Below are 16,715 nucleotides of genomic sequence, written 5' to 3'. Positions count from 1 at the left end.
TATAAACACGAACAATGAAATGATAAAAAAAAATTATATTCGCAAACTCATATAAGCTTAGAAATATGGTCTAAGCGTTTCTACCAAGTAACCTTAAAAGACTTGACTATGGGTGTTTTGATAAATAAAGTAATAATAATTTTAGTATGAATTATTTTTATTGAAGATTTTATTATAAACCCCTTAGTTAACGTATTAACGCGTTATCTAAGGGGTTATTGTTTTATATTACATAATATGCGCAAAAATTTATTGACGAAGGAGAAAATGTATGGAAGCACTAAAGAATAAGATATTAAGTGAAGCAGCAGTAATAGGTAGTGAGATTTTAAAGGTTGATAGTTTTTTAAATCATCAAATTGATATAAAACTGTTAAATGAAATAGGACAAGAGTTTAAAAAAAGATTTGCAAAGGATGAAATAACAAAAATATTAACAGTTGAAGCATCAGGTATAGGAATAGCATGTATTGTGGCACAATACTTTAATAACGTACCTGTAGTGTTTGCAAAAAAACACGATTCCACAACAATGGATAATAATGCATATGAGGCTGATGTATTTTCTTTTACAAAAAACAAAAATTATAAAGTTAGGACTAGTAAAAAATATATAAATAAAGGGGACAAAATCCTAATAATTGATGACTTTTTAGCAAATGGAAATGCGGCACTTGGTCTTATAAAAATCGCACGTGATGCTGAGGCTAGTATTGTTGGAGTGGGAATTGTGATTGAAAAAGCATTCCAAAATGGTAGGAAATGCATAGAAAAGGAGGGCATTAAAGTAGAGTCACTAGCAATAATAAAATCTTTAAAAGATAACAAGGTAGTTTTTAACAAATAAAAAAATTTTAAATAATAGTTGTTTGACGTAAAAGAATTAAAGGGGGCATTAATAATGAAGAAAAAATTAGGAAGTTTATTATTAGCATTTACATTACTCACATCTTTAGCACTTGTAGGATGTGGCAGTGCGAAAAAAAATGATACAACAGCTACGAAAGAAAAGGACATGACAGTAGGATTTATATATGTAGGACCTGTAGGTGACGGAGGTTATACTTATTCTCATGATATGGGAAGAAAAGGGCTTGAAAAGCAGTTAGGTGTAAAGACTTTATATAAGGAATCTGTAAAAGAGAATGTAGCGGATGTAGAACAAACATGCGAGGAAATGATTAATAAAGGAGCAACTGTTATTGTAGGAACAAGTTTTGGTTTTATGGATGGAATGGCTGCATCAGCTAAAAAACATCCTGATGTTAAATATCTTCATGCATCTGGGTACACAACATCGACAAATATGTCTACATATTTTGGCCGTATATATCAAGCAAGATATCTTTCAGGTATAGTTGCAGGCATGAAGACTAAAACTAATAAAATAGGATATGTAGCTGCATACTCAATACCAGAAGTAGTAAGAGGAATTAATGCATTTACTTTAGGAGTACAATCTGTTAATCCTAAAGCTATAGTAAAAGTAAAATGGACTAATACTTGGTATGACCCCGCTAAAGAAAAAGAAGCAGGGAAAGCATTAATTGCAGAAGGTGTGGATGTTATTACTCAACATCAAGATACTGCAGGCCCACTTCAAGCAGCAGAAGAGGCAGGAATATCTGCTATTGGATACAATACAGACATGAGTGCTAAAGCACCTAAAGCATATATGACAGCTCCAGTTTGGAATTGGACGCCTTATTATGTTGAGCAAATAAAAGCTATTAAAGCTGGGACTTGGAAATCAGGAAGTTACTGGAAAGGTCTAGAGTCTGGAGTAGTTAGTCTTGCACCACTTACAAAAAATGCACCAGCAGGAGCAGCAGAAGCTGTTGCTAAATCAAAAGCTGATATTCTATCAGGTAAAAATAAAGTATTTGTAGGACCAATAATAGATCAAAGTGGAGCTGTTAAAGTTGCAAAAGGTATAGTTATGACAGATAAGGAACTATTATCATTTAATTGGTTTGTTAAAGGTGTAGAAGGAAAAATAGCAAAATAAAAAAATAATATAAAATTGTCTTTTAAAGTTGATAAATATAGCAAACATGATATTATGGTTGCTATATTTATTAAATTTGTGGGCAATATGATCTAATAAATACGCTAGAAAGTAGGAGGTAAATATGGATAAAATCCCTTATGTATCTATAGAAAATATTAGTAAAACCTTCGGGAAAGTAATAGCTAATAATAATATGAATTTAACTTTGCATGGCGGAGAAATCCATGCACTACTAGGTGAAAATGGGGCAGGTAAAAGTACCCTTATGAACATGTTATCAGGAGTTTATACTCCTGATAGCGGTTCTATTTTTATTCATGGAAAAAATACTAACTTTAATAGTCCAAAGGATGCAATTAAAGCTGGTGTAGGAATGATTTATCAACATTTTAAATTAGTTGAGGAAATGACTGCAAAACAAAACATATTACTTGGTCAAACAAGTGGGATTTTCTTTAATAATAAGATGGAAATTAAAAAGATTAATGATATATGCGAAAAATTTCATTTGGAAATGGATTTAAATAAATATGTTTCAGAGATGCCAGTAGGTGAGAGGCAAAATCTTGAAATACTTAAAGTGCTTTATAGGGGTGCTGATATTTTAGTATTAGATGAACCTACTACTGTGTTTACAGAAAGTGAGACAGAAAAATTATTTAAAATAATGAGAAGTATGAAAGAGAAAGGCAAAGCAATTATATTCATAAGTCATAAAATGAATGAAGTAATGGAGATTTGCGATAAGATTACTGTATTAAGAAAAGGTGAAGCTGTAAAGACGCTTAAAAAAGAAGAAACCAATCCTAAGGAATTAACAGAGCTAATGATGGGCCGCAAAGCAGATTTATCTATAAAAAAGGTAGATAAAGAGGCTGGTGAGGTAATGCTTGAGGTATCTGATTTAGTAGTTGTAAATGCTGAAAAAGCAGAGATTCTTAAAAACATTAGTTTCAGTCTTAGAAAAGGCGAAATTCTTGGTATTGCTGGAATTGCGGGTAGTGGACAAAGAGAATTATGTGAAGCTATTGCAGGTATTGAGAAGGTAGCGAGTGGCAAAATAGTTTTAGAGGGGGAAGACCTTGTAGGGAAATCTCCAAGAGATATTATTAATAAAGGTATAAGTATGAGTTTTATACCAGAAGATAGATTAGGAATGGGACTTGTTGCGTCTATGGGTATGGTGGATAATCTTTTGCTTAAGGATTACCACACTCAAAAAGGAATATTCATAGATAGAAAGCCAGTCATTAAAAAAGCAAAAGAAATGGTGAAAAAATTTGAGATTAAAACGCCGGATATATATCATCCTATAAAATATTTATCAGGTGGTAATATTCAAAAGATATTAGTTGGAAGAGAATTAAGCATGCATCCTAAAATACTTATTATGGCATATGCCGTTCGTGGACTTGATATTAATACATGTTATACGATATATGACCTTATAAGTGAGGAAAAGAAAAAAGGAACTGCAGTTTTATTCATAGGAGAGGACCTCGACGTATTAATTCATTTATGTGATAGGATTATGGTGATTTGTGATGGCAAGATTACTGGAATAGTTGATGCAAAAGAGTCTTCTAGAGAAAAAATCGGTATGATGATGGTTGGAAATACTGATGATACGGAGGTGGTATAGATGATTCAGATTGTTAAAAGGTCTAAAATCAGCAAAACAGATAATTTTAAAATTAGGTGTATTGCAATACTCATATCACTTGTAGTACTTGCTATGTTTTTGATAATCATTAACCTTAATCCAATAGATGTGTACGCAGCTATTGTTCAGGGTAGTTTTGGTTCAACTTATAGCATCCAGCAAACATTTATTAAGGCTATACCACTTATTATAAGTTCTCTTGGAATAGCTATAGCATTTAGAATGCAATTTTGGAATATTGGAGGAGAAGGACAAATACTTATGGGAGCATTTGCTGCTACTTATTTTGCTTTGAAATTTCCGAGTATGCCTAAGGTTCAATTGCTTTTAATAATGTTTTGCGCTGGAATACTCGGTGGGGGATTATGGGCATTAATTGCAGCATTACTTAAGGGTAAATGGAATACTAATGAGACTATTGTAACCTTAATGTTAAATTATATTGCAATAAAGTTTATAACTTATCTTCAATATGGACCTTGGAGAGATAAAAACGCAATGGGCTTCCCGAAAATACCTAGTTTTGCTGCAAATGCAACACTTCCAGATGTTTTTGGTATAAATATGGGATGGATAATCGCAATTATATTAACAATTCTAGTATATATTTTTATCAAATATACTAAGAAGGGTTATGAAATTTCGGTCCTTGGAGAAAGTGAAAAAACAGCTATATACGCAGGTATAAAAATTCGAAAAACTATGTTTATAGCAATATTTTTAAGTGGTGCCTTATGTGGAATTGCAGGCGTAATTCAAGTTTCAGCTGTTAGCAGAACGCTTTCTGCGGATGTTGCGGGTGGAGTAGGATTTACAGCTATAATTATAGCATGGTTATCATCACTTTCTGCACCTATTATAGTAATAGTATCTATACTATTTGCGGCACTTGTTCAAGGTGCATCATTTATTCAAACAGCGTTTGGAATACCAGAAGCTGCCGCACAATTAATACAAGCAATAATTTTATTCTTTGTATTAGGTAGTGAATTCTTTACTAAGTATAAAATAAATTTTAAAACTAAGGGAAAACTAAAGGGGGTAAATAAAAATGAATAGTATAACAACATTTTTAGCCGCTGCAGTAGTAGCTGGTACTCCTCTACTTTTTGCAACGCTCGGAGAATTATTAACTGAAAAAGTAGGTAACCTTAATTTAGGGGTAGAAGGCATGATGCTTATGGGATCTGTTATTGGGTTTATGGCAGGAGTAAGTACAGGTAATCCAATAATAGCAATGGTAGCTGCAGCAATTGCAGGTGGTTTTGGTGCTCTTATTTATGCGTTTTTAACCATATCACTCAGGGCGAATCAAGTTGTATGTGGTCTTACACTAACTATATTTGGAACAGGTTTTTCAAGCATGGTAGGTAAAAATTTGATAGGGCAAGTTACACCAAATACAATTAAAAATTTCTTTGTACCTATAAGAATCCCAATAATAGGAAACATACCTTTTATAGGAGATATATTTTTTAATCATGATGTGTTTGTATATTTTGGATATATTATGACTATCCTTTTATTTATATATTTATATAAAACAGCTATGGGACTAAACACAATGGCAGTTGGAGAAAATCCAGCAGCAGCCGATGCAGCTAGTATAAATGTTAGTCTTTATAAATATGTTAACACATTAATCGGAGGAGCTCTTTGTGGCCTTGGTGGAGCATATTTATCCCTTGTTTATGTACCAGCTTGGCAGGAAAATGTAACAGCAGGTAGAGGATGGATTGCTGTTGCCCTTGTAATTTTTGCAACATGGAAACCTCAAAAAGCAATAATTGGAGCATACCTTTTCGGTGGGCTTGATATATTAGGATTTAGACTTCAGGGGTTACCGGGTTTTGAGATATCGCAATATCTTATTGATTTGTTACCTTATGTAGTTACAATAGTTATTCTGGTAATAGTATCAATGAGGAAATCGGGTAAAAACTCACCACCAGCTGGACTCTCAGTTCCTTATTTTAGAGAAGAAAGGTGATCTGATTAGAGGGGGAGATTTAGGGTGGGACAAGCTGGGCGATTTTGGGGGTTAACCGGGGGACGGTTAACAACTAATTGATGTTTTAATGATTAATGTTGAGGGACGGTTAACAACTAATTGAAGTTTTGATGATTAATGTTGAGGGACGGTTAACAACTAATTGATGTTTTAGTGATTAATGTTGGGGGACGGTTAACAATTAATTGATGTTTTAATGATTAATGTTGAGGGACGGTTAAAAACTAATTGATGTTTAGATGATTAATGTTAACCGTCCCAACTTTTTTCGCTTTTTTTGATTTATTCATTTGTTTTAGCAATTGCTTTGTAATTTGTGTGCAACTATAGTATGATGTATAGTAGGAATGGTGACAAAATGAAATATGCAGTTGTTACGTTTACCCAAAAGGGAGATCAAATAGCGGAAATTTTAGCCTCAAGTCTTAATATTGATTTATATTCAAAGAAAAAACATAGCAATTTTGATTTTGCAAAGGTTAGTAAAAAAGTAATGGAGAACTATAGAGGTATAATTTTTATAAGTTCTACAGGTATTGCAGTTAGATCAATAGCACCATACATAAAAAGTAAAAATCTGGATCCGGCAGTATTAGTTATAGATAATTCTTGTAATTATGTTATAAGTCTTTTAAGTGGTCATTTAGGAGGCGCGAATGAACTTGCATTAAAGGTAAGTAAACTTTTAGATGCAAAACCTATAATAACTACAGCAACGGATAATTTAGGCCTTTATGCCCCGGATATGATAGCAAAAGATAATGGATTTGTTATTGAAGATTTGAAAAAAGCAAAAGACATAGCGGCACTTTTAGTAGAAGGAAAAAAAATTGGATTTTTTGATGAAAAAGGAATAATACAAACACCAGCTGGATATAGTAGTAGTTTAGAGAATATTTCTGGATTGCTGTATATTTCTAGTAACGATATTATTAATTCTAAGTTAGGGGAATATAATGTACCAACGCTTAAATTAATAAGACAAAATATCGTACTTGGAATAGGATGTAGAAAAAACTTTTCGCAAAATAAAATGAATCAGACAGTAATAAGGGTGCTTAAGCAGTACAATATAGATGTTAGGGCTATAAAGTCTATAGCAACAGTTAATGTTAAAAAAGATGAATTAGCAATAAAGGCATTAGCAGATTATTTTAAATGTCAGCTTAAAATATTTACGACAGAAGATATAAAGAAGGTACAACATAAATTCAGCGGAAGTGATTTTGTTGAGAAAACTATTGGAGTTAGAGCTGTTTGTGAGCCTTGTGTTGAACTTAGTGGGGCGAAAATTATGACAATTAAGATGAAATTAGATGGTATGACCTTATGCATAGGGGAAGTATGATATAATAGAGAAGGTGTTTTTAGATAAATGCTGAGTAATCTAGTGAGTTATTAAAAATAAGAAGGATTTCAATGAATATTTATAGAATATATAATAGTAGACTATAAATAATTTAAGAATAGATTTAACAACAATTATGAAATTAGAGGAGTGTATTTATATGACAACAGATATTAAGGAAGAAGTTACAATGAAAGATGCTATGGAAAATACTGCAGAAACTATGGTTATTAATAGTGGAGACGTTGTACTTGGAACTGTACTTTCTGTAAGTGAAGAAGAAGTACTAGTAAACATTGGTTATATGACTGATGGTGTTATAACAAAAGAAGAATTATCAAACGATAAAGAAGCAAATATTGCAGATGTTGTAAAAGTTGGAGATCAAATCTCTGTATATATAATGAAAGTTAATAACGGAGAAGGAAATGTGCTTTTATCTAAGAAAAGAGCAGATGGTCTTAAAATATGGGATGAATTCCAAGAAATTTTAGATGCAAACAAAACTTTAGAAGTAACAGTTAGTGATATAGTAAAAGGTGGAGCTACAGCTTACATAGAAGGAGTTAGAGCATTTATACCAGCATCACAAATATCAGATTCATATATAGAAAACTTAGAAGACTATAAAGGTAAAACTTTAGTAGTTAAAATAATAGAACTTGATAAAGAAAATAAAAATATTGTTCTATCTAGAAGAGTAATTGAAAAAGAAGAAAATGCAGTTAAAAGAGATCAAATTTGGAATGAACTTAAAAAAGGTGAAAAGAGAAAAGGCGTTGTAACTAGACTTGCTAAATTTGGTGCATTTGTAGATTTAGGTGGTATTGATGGTCTTATTCACGTTTCACAATTATCATGGAAAAGAGTTCAAGAACCATCAGAAGTAGTATCTGTTGGCGAAGAAGTAGAAGTTACAGTTTTAGATTTTGATAAAGAAAAAGGAAGAATATCTCTAGGACTTAAGAGTGAACAAGGAAACCCATGGAACAACATAACAAGCAACTACAAGCCTGGTGCTATAGTTGAAGGAACTGTTGTTAAATTAATGGATTTCGGTGCTTTTGTACAACTTGAATCAGGAGTTGAAGGACTAGTTCATTTATCAGAAATATCAGAAGAACGTATTGCAAAAGTTTCTGACGTATTAAAAGTTGGAGAAGTTGTAAAAGTTAAAATCGGTGAAATAAACGAAAAAGATAGAAGAATAAGCCTAAGCATTAGAGAAGCAGCAAGAGGAAATGAAGATTTTTCAGATTATAAGCAAGAAGAAGAAAGTGGATTAACTCTAGGAGATATATTAGGAGATAAACTTAAAAACTATAAATTCTAGTAAAAATTCCATATCATAAAGATCTAAATTAAAGTAAATATTATGAGACAAAACAACTAATAATTGTTTTGTCTTTTAATACTTTAAGGGGGTAATATATTGCTTACGTGTGAAGTCTGTGGAAATCCAGCGGATAAACATCATATAGTTTATAAAAGCCAAGGTGGCATTGAATTTCCACTTAACTTTAGATATCTTTGTACATTGCATCATAGGGGGAAAACAGGTCCTCATAAGAATAGGCGATTAGATTTAGAATACAAAATTGATATGCAGAGAAAACTTGAAAATATTTTAGTAAAAGAAATTTATTCAATTGAAGAATTAGAAGTCTTGCTTAAAATAAACAAGGGAATGATAAAAAGACTCTTTAAGGATTATAAACTCAAGATCAAAGGGGTTAGAAAAGCTGTTATTATTGTTAATCAAAATAATGTAGGATATAAAAGAGATGATATTATTTTTAGGCTAATGGGTGGTCAAAAATATGATGAGAATATGCTTTTACAAGAAATTTTAAAAATTATTAAAAAAAACTATGAATAGCATAAGTCGCTTTCATAGTTTTTTTTTAATCCTTATTTAAGATAGCACTTATAATGTAAAGAGAACTTCCTATATCTTTATGAGAAGCCTTTTTAAGGTCCACTTTGTAGTCAAGTTCAATTGCTGAATTATATAAATGACTAAGCCCTATGCCCATATCGATGTGATTTGTGTCTTTAAGAATCTTTTTACTTAAAATATTTCTATTTTCTAAAAGTAGGTCAAATTTATTATTGTTAATTGCCAATTTCCAAGGTTGAGAGTTAATTGATGAGGGAGCATCAATAAGTGATTGTATTATAGGTTCATATTTAGGGTCAAAAGTACTAGTAATTAGTTTGCTTTTATCGAACCTTTTCCTTGTAACAACTTGTTCTAATGGTTTAACAGGATAACCGAAAGCAACTAGAATTATATAACTTTGTTTTTCGCGTACAGTAAATAGTGTTTTGAATAGATCCTGCTTAATAGCACTACCTAACCAACATGTCCCAATTCCGAGTCCGGTTAGCTTAAGAACTATTTCTTCGCCAATGAAGCCTATGTTCTCTAAATGACCTTCCTGGATTTCAGAAGTAAAGGCTAAATAGTGAGGAGCCTTTACTTTTGTATATTTAGAAATAAGCCCCTTAAATGTATCCGTAATTTTTGTACCATCTTCAATCAATAATACTTCCATTGGTATATTGTCAAATAAAGGCTTAGCTTCATTTATAATAGTTTTGATATTTTGTATATGCTGGGGGGATACAACTGAATCTTTATAATTTCTTATGGACTTTCTTAGTTTTATAGCCTGCAACATAATAAATACCTCCAGTGTGATTTTAGCTTATATTATCAGTAGTATTTCAAGCATCTAACCCCTTGATAATAATTTTTTACTACTGATTACAATAATTAATACAAAAACAGAAGTCAAAGCAATACTGCCTCCTGGGGCACAATTCACGTAGTAAGATATAACAAGCCCTAAAATTATGTCAATGAAGCCAAACATTATAGAGCAAAACAAAGTTTTCTTAAAACCTTTATTTAGCTGCAATGCTGTTGCTACAGGTAGGGCTATCATGGATGACATGACAAGGATTCCAAGTATTCTTAATGATACTGAAATAGTGGCACCCACAAGTAGAGCGAAGATGTAGTTAATTACTTTAACTTTTGCGCCAGAAACCTTAGCTCCTTCTTCATCGAAAGTAATATATAGTAATTGATTGTATAATGAAAACAATGTTATTATTGAAACAATGCTAAGTACAAGCATTATGTACAAGTCAGTTTGTGTAACAGTTAATAGGCTTCCGAATAGATAAGAATTAACATTAGCACCTGCTTTACCTGTACTTATTAAGGTTATTGCAATACCTACACTAAAGGTAAGTATAATTGCTAGAATTAATTCTGCGTATTTTTTGTAATAATCTCTTAAAAATTCAATAGATAAACCACATAGGGCTGTGAAAGCAAAAGCGCCAAGTATAGGATTGAAACCAAAAACAAGGCCTATAGCAACACCGGCCAAGGAGGCATGTGCCATTGTATCTCCCATCATGGAATACCTTTTTAGCACAAGAAAAACACCTACAATTGGAAAAAGTATAGAAATTAGAACTGAGGCAATTAAAGCATTTTGCATAAAACCATATTCAAACATAAAGTAAAGTTAGCCCCTTTCCTGGGTTATTTTATATTTATAATCATTAATAGTATAAAGTATTCCATTTCTGTTACTCATTTCGAAAATATCTGTTGAGTTATCTAATGCAGCTTTTAAATTATGTTCTACAGAGACAACTGTGATTCCTAGGTTGACATTTAAACCCTTAATAATTCCATATATATCTTCCATGCTTTGCATGTCTATTCCAGTAGAAGGTTCATCTAAAATCAATAGCTCGGGATTTCCAATTAAACTCCTAGCTATAAAAATTTTTTGTTGCTGACCTCCGGAGAGATTTCCAATAAGAGTATGGGTATGATCCTCCATCCCTACTGCTTTAAGACTTTTTGAAATTAAGCTTTTATCTTTAAGTTTTAATACCTTCCTATGACAATTTAGCATTTCATAAACAGTTATAGGGAACTGAGCATTAAAATTTTCAACTTTTTGTGCAACGTATGCTATTCTTGATGTATCTATAATGATCTGACCACTATTAGGTTTTAATAAATTTAATATTAATTTAAGTAAGGTACTTTTAGCACTACCATTTTCACCTAAAATTGAAACGTAGCTGCCTTTTTCGATTTTAAGATTGACGTTATCTAGTATGTATGGCTTTGAATTTGTATATGTAAAACATAAATTCTTTATGTTAATCATCAATTTCCTCCTTATTAGTTATAACAAAATTAACCATACAATTATGCAATAATTATATGATTAAAATAATAGTAGCAACAGATATTATACACCCAAATGCGAATAACTTGCAAGAACTCTCTCCATATTATTGCCAAAAAAATTAAATAATACATATCATAAAATTTATATAATTGGTAAAACTGTATATGAAGATACTTTATTTTATATAATAGCTAATATTGCTTTAGTATCTATCTATCAATAAAAATGCGTTTTGTTATGCATTTAATATAATAGGAAAGGTAGTGTTATTATGAATAAAAGCGAAGGCTCAACTCATGTAATTAGTAAAGTGGCGAAAGACAATCAAGGAGAAATAACAGCATATGAACTTGAAAATGGAGAAATAATTTCTAAAGAACAAGCCGTCTCACTTGCTAAGCAAGGGAATATAAGTGGAGTTTCTGTCTCAACTTCTAAAAAAGGTGAAGAATTCTTAAGAAGTCTACCTGATCAAAATAAAGCAAATAACTTAGAAAGTTTACCAATTATAGATGATAATGATATATACTAGGAAAAATAATAATGAGAAGGAGCAGGTACATTTTGGTGTGCCTGTTCTTTTGGCTTAAAGAAGAATAAGTGGGGGACGGTTAACAACTAATGAATGTTGTTTGGGTGTTTAAAGTGAGGGACGGTTAACAACTAATGAACATTCTTGATGTTAATTAGTTATTTTGCTTGAAAAAGTTTTTCCTTTGGAATACTATTAGTGTAATAAACTTAGATGAGCAGGGGGATAAACAAATGGGACTTCTAAAAGAAACATTACAATTTATAGAACCGCTAAATAAGGAAGCAATGAAAAAGGCTTGGGATAGACTGGATAGTTTATCAAAACCTATAGGAAGTCTTGGTGAATTGGAAAATATCATAGCTAAGATGGCAGGAATTACTGGAAACATACATAATAAAATTAATAAAAAGAATGTCGTTATAATGTGCAGTGATAATGGAGTTGTGGAAGAAGATGTATCTAACTGCCCTAAAAGTGTAACTGCTACAGTAACTAATAATTTCACTAAAAAGATAACCGGCGTTTATGTGTTATCAAAATTTTCTGGAAGTGATATTACTGTCGTAGATGTGGGCATTGATGCTGATTTAAACAATCCTAAAGTTATAAATAAAAAAATAGCATATGGTACTATGAATATGATGAAGGGTCCTGCAATGACTAGGGAGCAGACAATTAAGGCTATAGAAGTTGGGATTGAAACAGTTGATAATTTAATTCTCGATGGTTACGATTTGTTTGGAACTGGAGAAATGGGTGTAGGGAATACTGCAACAAGTGCAGCAATCTTAAGTGTTTTCTCTGGACTTGAAGTTGAAGAGTCAGTAGGTAAAGGGTCAGGAATAACAGAGGAGCAATTCATTAATAAAAAAAGGGTTATTAAAAGATCTATTGAAGTAAATAATCCAGATAGAAATGATGTTATAGATGTTATTTCAAAAGTTGGGGGATTTGATATTGCAGGATTATGTGGTTGCTTCTTAGCTGCTGCTAAAAATAGGGTGCCTATTGTTATTGATGGGTTTATAGCATCAGCGGCGGCGCTTTGTGCTTATAAATTAAACCCTTTAGTAATAGGGTATATTTTTGCATCGCACTTGTCTGCGGAACCTGGAGCGGCTTTTATAATGAAAGAAATTGGATTAAAACCTATGCTAAATTTGAACATGAGACTAGGAGAGGGCTCAGGGTGTCCTCTGGCTTTTAATATTATTGAGGCGGCTTTGTACACAATGGATAATATGGGGACGTTCGAAGATGCGAAGCTTGATAGTAAAAAGTATATAGATATAAGGGAGAACCCCGTAGAAATATCGTAGGGTGTGATGAGTTATGAATATTTATCTGTTAAGACATGGTCAAACTGAAGAAAATAGAAAAGGATCTTATTATGGTAATTTGGATATAAGTCTAAATGAAATAGGTGTAGTTCAAGGAAATAAGGCAAAAGATTTCTTTAAAGATATTAAATTAGATAAAGTATATGTTAGTGATAAAAAAAGAACTTTGGAAATGGCAAAATTAGCTTTAGGTTTGAATGAAATGGAAATTATACAAGATAGTAGAATAAATGAAACTAATTTCGGAGACTTTGAAGGTAAAACTTACGAAGAAATTAAAATACTTTATCCTAAAGAATGTTTATGTTGGATGGATAATTGGAAACAATTTACACCACCAGAGGGTGAAAGTTATATTGAGTTATGCATGAGAGTTAAGAGTTTTATGGATAATATTAAAAAGTTAGATTTTGATAATATTTTAATATGTGCTCATTCTGGAGTTATAAGAGCTATATATTGTTATATTATGGATGGGAATATAGATTTATTTTGGAAATTTGGATGTAAAAATGGCGATATAAGCATTATTAAATATGAATATGGTAATTTATATATTGATGCAATTATGCATATCTAGGAGGCGAGCATAAATGGGCAAAATAATTTTAGTAACTGGTGGAAGTCGAAGTGGGAAAAGCACTTTTGCTGAAAACATTTTTAAAGATACTGATGATGTTTTATATATTGCAACAGCAATAGTTACAGATGAGGAAATGGGAGATAGAATTAAAAAACATATAGACTCTAGAAATGCAAGATGGACAACCTTTGAGGGCTTTTATGATTTAGATAAGGCTATAGGGAATTATGATATAAATAATATATTGCTTGATTGCGTTACAATTATGATAACTAATTTAATGTTTAAGGAAAAAATAGATTTTGATAAAATATCTATGGGGAAAATAGATGAGTTATTAGATGATATAAAAACTCAGTTTGAAAAGCTAATATTAAAGGCGAGGGTAGCAAATATTAATTTTGTTATGGTAACTAATGAGGTAGGTTCTGGGCTTGTACCTGAGAATAAGCTTAGTAGAGTATTTAGGGATATAGCAGGGTTTGTAAATCAATACATAGCAAGTCAAAGTGATGAGGTATATCTAATTTCTTGTGGGTTACCTTTAAAATTAAAATGAATATTATTATCTAGGAAAGAGGTGAACCTTGCAATGGTAGGCAGTTGCAAGCAATAAAATGAGAGAATATTTAAATGATTTTTTGCTATTTTTTCAGTTTTTTACAAGAATACCTATAAATAAAAGTTTAAACTGTGAGAAAGAAAATTTTAAGAGGGGATCTATATTTTTTCCTATAGTGGGATTATTTATAGGAGTTGTTCAATGGATAGTATATTATCTATTGATAAAAGTGTTACCAGTAAACATTACAGCAGTATTTGTAGTTATAATACCAATAATTATTACTGGAGGATTGCATGTTGATGGACTTGGAGATACATGTGATGGCTTCTTTTCGCTAAAAGGTGATAAATACAAAATTATAGAAGTTATGAAAGATAGCTCAGTTGGTACTTTCGCGACTATAGCTATAGTATTTGACATGTTAGCACGATATGCGGCGGTGACTACTATCATACAAATTGATTTACCACTTATATTAATTGCGGCTCCAATAATTGCAAGATTTACTGTAGTATTTATATCTTTTATAGGTAAAAATGCTAAAGAGACAGGTTCAGGTAATATATTTATTGGCAATATTGATGTTAAAAGACTAGTAATTGCAGGGGTAATAACTATTATACTTGGAACTTTATTAATAGGAATCAAAAATAGTGTTATATTAATAATTCCAGCGCTATTTTTAAGTCTCTTATTTAATAAATTCTGTGAGAGCAAAATTACAGGACTCACAGGTGACAGTTTGGGAGCTAACAATGAATTAGTTGAGATTTTAACAATGATATTGTTTATAGCAGTAATTTAGGGAGGCCTCAGGTGGGGACGGTTAACAATTAATTAGCTTATATTTTGGTGCAAATTTTTTTAAAATTTGCACCTTTTTACGACTAAATTGACTAATTAATATAGCATTTTTATTATGTATATTAATAAATATTTTATTTACAATGCTTGTCCAATGTTAGCCTAATAAATATAGTTAGCTGTCATTCTGAAATTTTTATTGATTACATGAATATGAAAATTAATAAAAATTAAGCATAACATTTAATAAAATCATCAATAATCTTTCCATATTTTTCTTCTGACCCAATTAAACCTATACCAATAGTGCTTAATCTAGATATTCTGGCTTGTGTAATGTTACCAAGTATGTTAGATATATCTTTTGATTTAAAATTGCATAGACTCCTCATTAAAACAACAGCTAAAGCTTTTGCATTAACGAAATTTCTACTGTACTTTGTATAAAAATTGATTTTTGACATATTCATCTTTAATGCTATAAAATCTAATATGTCATCTGATTTAAAATTGCGTACCAGTATGTTCCTTTCACTATTATAATCTGTTTTTTCATCTTCAAACTCCATTTCCTGTTCTAATTTTTCTTCATTACACCTAAATAGAAGGTTATAGTAATTTTTTCTTGCACCTTTAAGGTTATCACCAAAGAGACTCATAACAAATACATAATCAACTAAGTTAAAAGAATCAGTTGTTTTTCCTAAAAATATTGATAGACTAGAAAAAGCGTATTTTTCAGGAGAATCTTTATATTCGATTATGTCTGTAGGATTATTGTGCACATAAAGAGATAAGGTCCTTAAATATCTATCGCTATAAACTATTTTGCTCTTAAATCTATCTTTAAAAAGGTGTCCTTCTCTTTTATATTTTCTATTAAAGTACATTGCATAAGAAAAATTTATACCATGCATTATTTTTGATATATCACATCCATTAGCATCAATCATTAAATGTACGTGATTATCCATAAGACAGTACCCGTAAAGCTTAAAATTATGAAGGGTTTTATACTTCTTTATAAGCAATAAATACCGTTTCTTATCTTCATCATCTTTGAATAAAGTTACTTCGCTTATACTTTTGCACATGATATGAAATATCGACTCATCTGTTTTTACTCTTGCCGTTCTTGGCACAAAAATCACCTCTCCTTATAAAGTATTATTTTAATTGTTTCCCATGGAGTATAATGCTATTCATTTTTTTAGGTTAATGTTCATTAGTTGTTAACCGTCCCCACCTTAGATGTTATCTAAGACAGCAATTAGTTGTTAACCGTCCCTCAACTTTCTCCATTGGGACTAAAGATAACCCTCCAACCCTTAAGTTTTACAATGATATTGACACCGCCACTTAATTATAATAAACTAATAGTACAATAGAATATAATTTTAGGTGCCTAGAGTATTAGGTGAAAAGGGAATGTGGTTTAAATCCACAGCAGCCCCCGCTACTGTAATTGAGAAATCAAAAGCCAGGAGACCTGCCTAAATGATGTTAACAAAGCTTTCGGAGGGAAAGAACTTTTTAATGCAGTTAATTTTATTACGAATTAATTAAAAAGTAGTCGCTATCTTAAGTGAACTACTTTTGTTTTTTTGAAAAGATATTAGGAGCAAA

At 31.2% G+C, this 16,715-nt stretch carries 17 protein-coding genes and 2 riboswitches; of the genes, 13 read left to right on the top strand and 4 right to left on the bottom strand.

Features of this window, described 5'->3' with window-relative positions; genetic code table 11:
- Positions 1-27 precede the first annotated feature (27 nt).
- Positions 28-129, top strand: a riboswitch (purine riboswitch).
- Between the two features lie 142 nt (positions 130-271).
- The 8 genes from KPL44_RS00285 to KPL44_RS00250 all read left to right on the top strand — a co-directional run bounded on the left by KPL44_RS00285 (position 272) and on the right by KPL44_RS00250 (position 8,912).
- Positions 272-847 carry a xanthine phosphoribosyltransferase gene (locus KPL44_RS00285; RefSeq protein WP_216246375.1) on the top strand — a complete coding sequence of 192 codons (576 nt, stop codon included), beginning with the start codon at positions 272-274 and terminating at the stop codon, positions 845-847.
- 54 nt (positions 848-901) lie between these two features.
- Entirely contained in the window at positions 902-2,008 is a 1,107-nt protein-coding gene (locus KPL44_RS00280) for a BMP family ABC transporter substrate-binding protein (protein WP_216246373.1), read from the top strand.
- Positions 2,009-2,132: 124 nt separating this feature from the next.
- Complete coding sequence (locus tag KPL44_RS00275) at positions 2,133-3,653, top strand: ABC transporter ATP-binding protein (protein ID WP_216246372.1); 1,521 nt, start codon at positions 2,133-2,135, stop codon at positions 3,651-3,653.
- Complete coding sequence (locus tag KPL44_RS00270; RefSeq protein ID WP_216246370.1) at positions 3,654-4,733, top strand: ABC transporter permease; 1,080 nt, start codon at positions 3,654-3,656, stop codon at positions 4,731-4,733.
- A complete protein-coding gene (locus KPL44_RS00265; RefSeq protein WP_216246368.1) occupies positions 4,726-5,664 on the top strand; it encodes an ABC transporter permease in 939 nt (312 codons plus the stop codon). Before KPL44_RS00270 ends, KPL44_RS00265 begins: the two co-directional genes overlap by 8 nt.
- Before the next feature lie 352 nt (positions 5,665-6,016).
- Complete coding sequence (gene cbiG / locus KPL44_RS00260; protein WP_253201565.1) at positions 6,017-7,033, top strand: cobalt-precorrin 5A hydrolase; 1,017 nt, start codon at positions 6,017-6,019, stop codon at positions 7,031-7,033.
- A gap of 160 nt (positions 7,034-7,193) precedes the next feature.
- Positions 7,194-8,366 carry a 30S ribosomal protein S1 gene (gene rpsA, locus KPL44_RS00255; RefSeq protein ID WP_253201564.1) on the top strand — a complete coding sequence of 391 codons (1,173 nt, stop codon included), beginning with the start codon at positions 7,194-7,196 and terminating at the stop codon, positions 8,364-8,366.
- A gap of 99 nt (positions 8,367-8,465) precedes the next feature.
- Positions 8,466-8,912, top strand: coding sequence for an HNH endonuclease (locus KPL44_RS00250; RefSeq protein ID WP_216246366.1), 447 nt, complete (start codon positions 8,466-8,468; stop codon positions 8,910-8,912).
- A gap of 25 nt (positions 8,913-8,937) precedes the next feature.
- Here KPL44_RS00250 and KPL44_RS00245 read toward each other — a convergent pair whose 3' ends face one another.
- From KPL44_RS00245 to KPL44_RS00235, 3 genes are read right to left on the bottom strand one after another with little or no spacing between them, the layout of a single operon-like run.
- Positions 8,938-9,717, bottom strand: a complete 780-nt coding sequence (locus KPL44_RS00245) for a nitroreductase family protein (protein ID WP_216246357.1) — start codon at positions 9,715-9,717, stop codon at positions 8,938-8,940.
- Between the two features lie 54 nt (positions 9,718-9,771).
- Positions 9,772-10,569: a metal ABC transporter permease gene (locus KPL44_RS00240; protein ID WP_216246356.1), complete on the bottom strand. Its 798-nt coding sequence runs from the start codon at positions 10,567-10,569 to the stop codon at positions 9,772-9,774.
- A gap of 9 nt (positions 10,570-10,578) precedes the next feature.
- Complete coding sequence (locus tag KPL44_RS00235; protein ID WP_216246354.1) at positions 10,579-11,238, bottom strand: metal ABC transporter ATP-binding protein; 660 nt, start codon at positions 11,236-11,238, stop codon at positions 10,579-10,581.
- Positions 11,239-11,533: 295 nt separating this feature from the next.
- Here KPL44_RS00235 and KPL44_RS00230 point away from each other — a divergent pair, with 295 nt between their 5' ends.
- From KPL44_RS00230 to cobS, 5 genes are all read left to right on the top strand, one after another.
- A complete protein-coding gene (locus KPL44_RS00230) occupies positions 11,534-11,794 on the top strand; it encodes a DUF3892 domain-containing protein (protein ID WP_071615060.1) in 261 nt (86 codons plus the stop codon).
- A 233-nt stretch (positions 11,795-12,027) separates the two neighbouring features.
- Positions 12,028-13,116, top strand: coding sequence for a nicotinate-nucleotide--dimethylbenzimidazole phosphoribosyltransferase (gene cobT, locus KPL44_RS00225; protein ID WP_216246351.1), 1,089 nt, complete (start codon positions 12,028-12,030; stop codon positions 13,114-13,116).
- Between the two features lie 13 nt (positions 13,117-13,129).
- Positions 13,130-13,717: a histidine phosphatase family protein gene (locus KPL44_RS00220; RefSeq protein ID WP_216246349.1), complete on the top strand. Its 588-nt coding sequence runs from the start codon at positions 13,130-13,132 to the stop codon at positions 13,715-13,717.
- Between the two features lie 13 nt (positions 13,718-13,730).
- A complete protein-coding gene (gene cobU, locus KPL44_RS00215) occupies positions 13,731-14,279 on the top strand; it encodes a bifunctional adenosylcobinamide kinase/adenosylcobinamide-phosphate guanylyltransferase (RefSeq protein ID WP_216246347.1) in 549 nt (182 codons plus the stop codon).
- Between the two features lie 58 nt (positions 14,280-14,337).
- Positions 14,338-15,090, top strand: a complete 753-nt coding sequence (gene cobS / locus KPL44_RS00210; protein ID WP_216246345.1) for an adenosylcobinamide-GDP ribazoletransferase — start codon at positions 14,338-14,340, stop codon at positions 15,088-15,090.
- Positions 15,091-15,319: 229 nt separating this feature from the next.
- On the opposite strand, the gene KPL44_RS00205 is transcribed toward cobS, so the two are convergent.
- A complete protein-coding gene (locus KPL44_RS00205; protein ID WP_331701811.1) occupies positions 15,320-16,231 on the bottom strand; it encodes a transposase in 912 nt (303 codons plus the stop codon).
- 239 nt (positions 16,232-16,470) lie between these two features.
- Positions 16,471-16,600: riboswitch (cobalamin riboswitch) on the top strand.
- Positions 16,601-16,715 lie beyond the last annotated feature (115 nt).

It is taken from the genome of Clostridium sp. DSM 17811 (assembly GCF_018861905.1).
Taxonomy (GTDB): domain Bacteria; phylum Bacillota; class Clostridia; order Clostridiales; family Clostridiaceae; genus Clostridium_AD; species Clostridium_AD frigoriphilum.
This window is presented reverse-complemented; position numbering and strand designations above follow the sequence as displayed.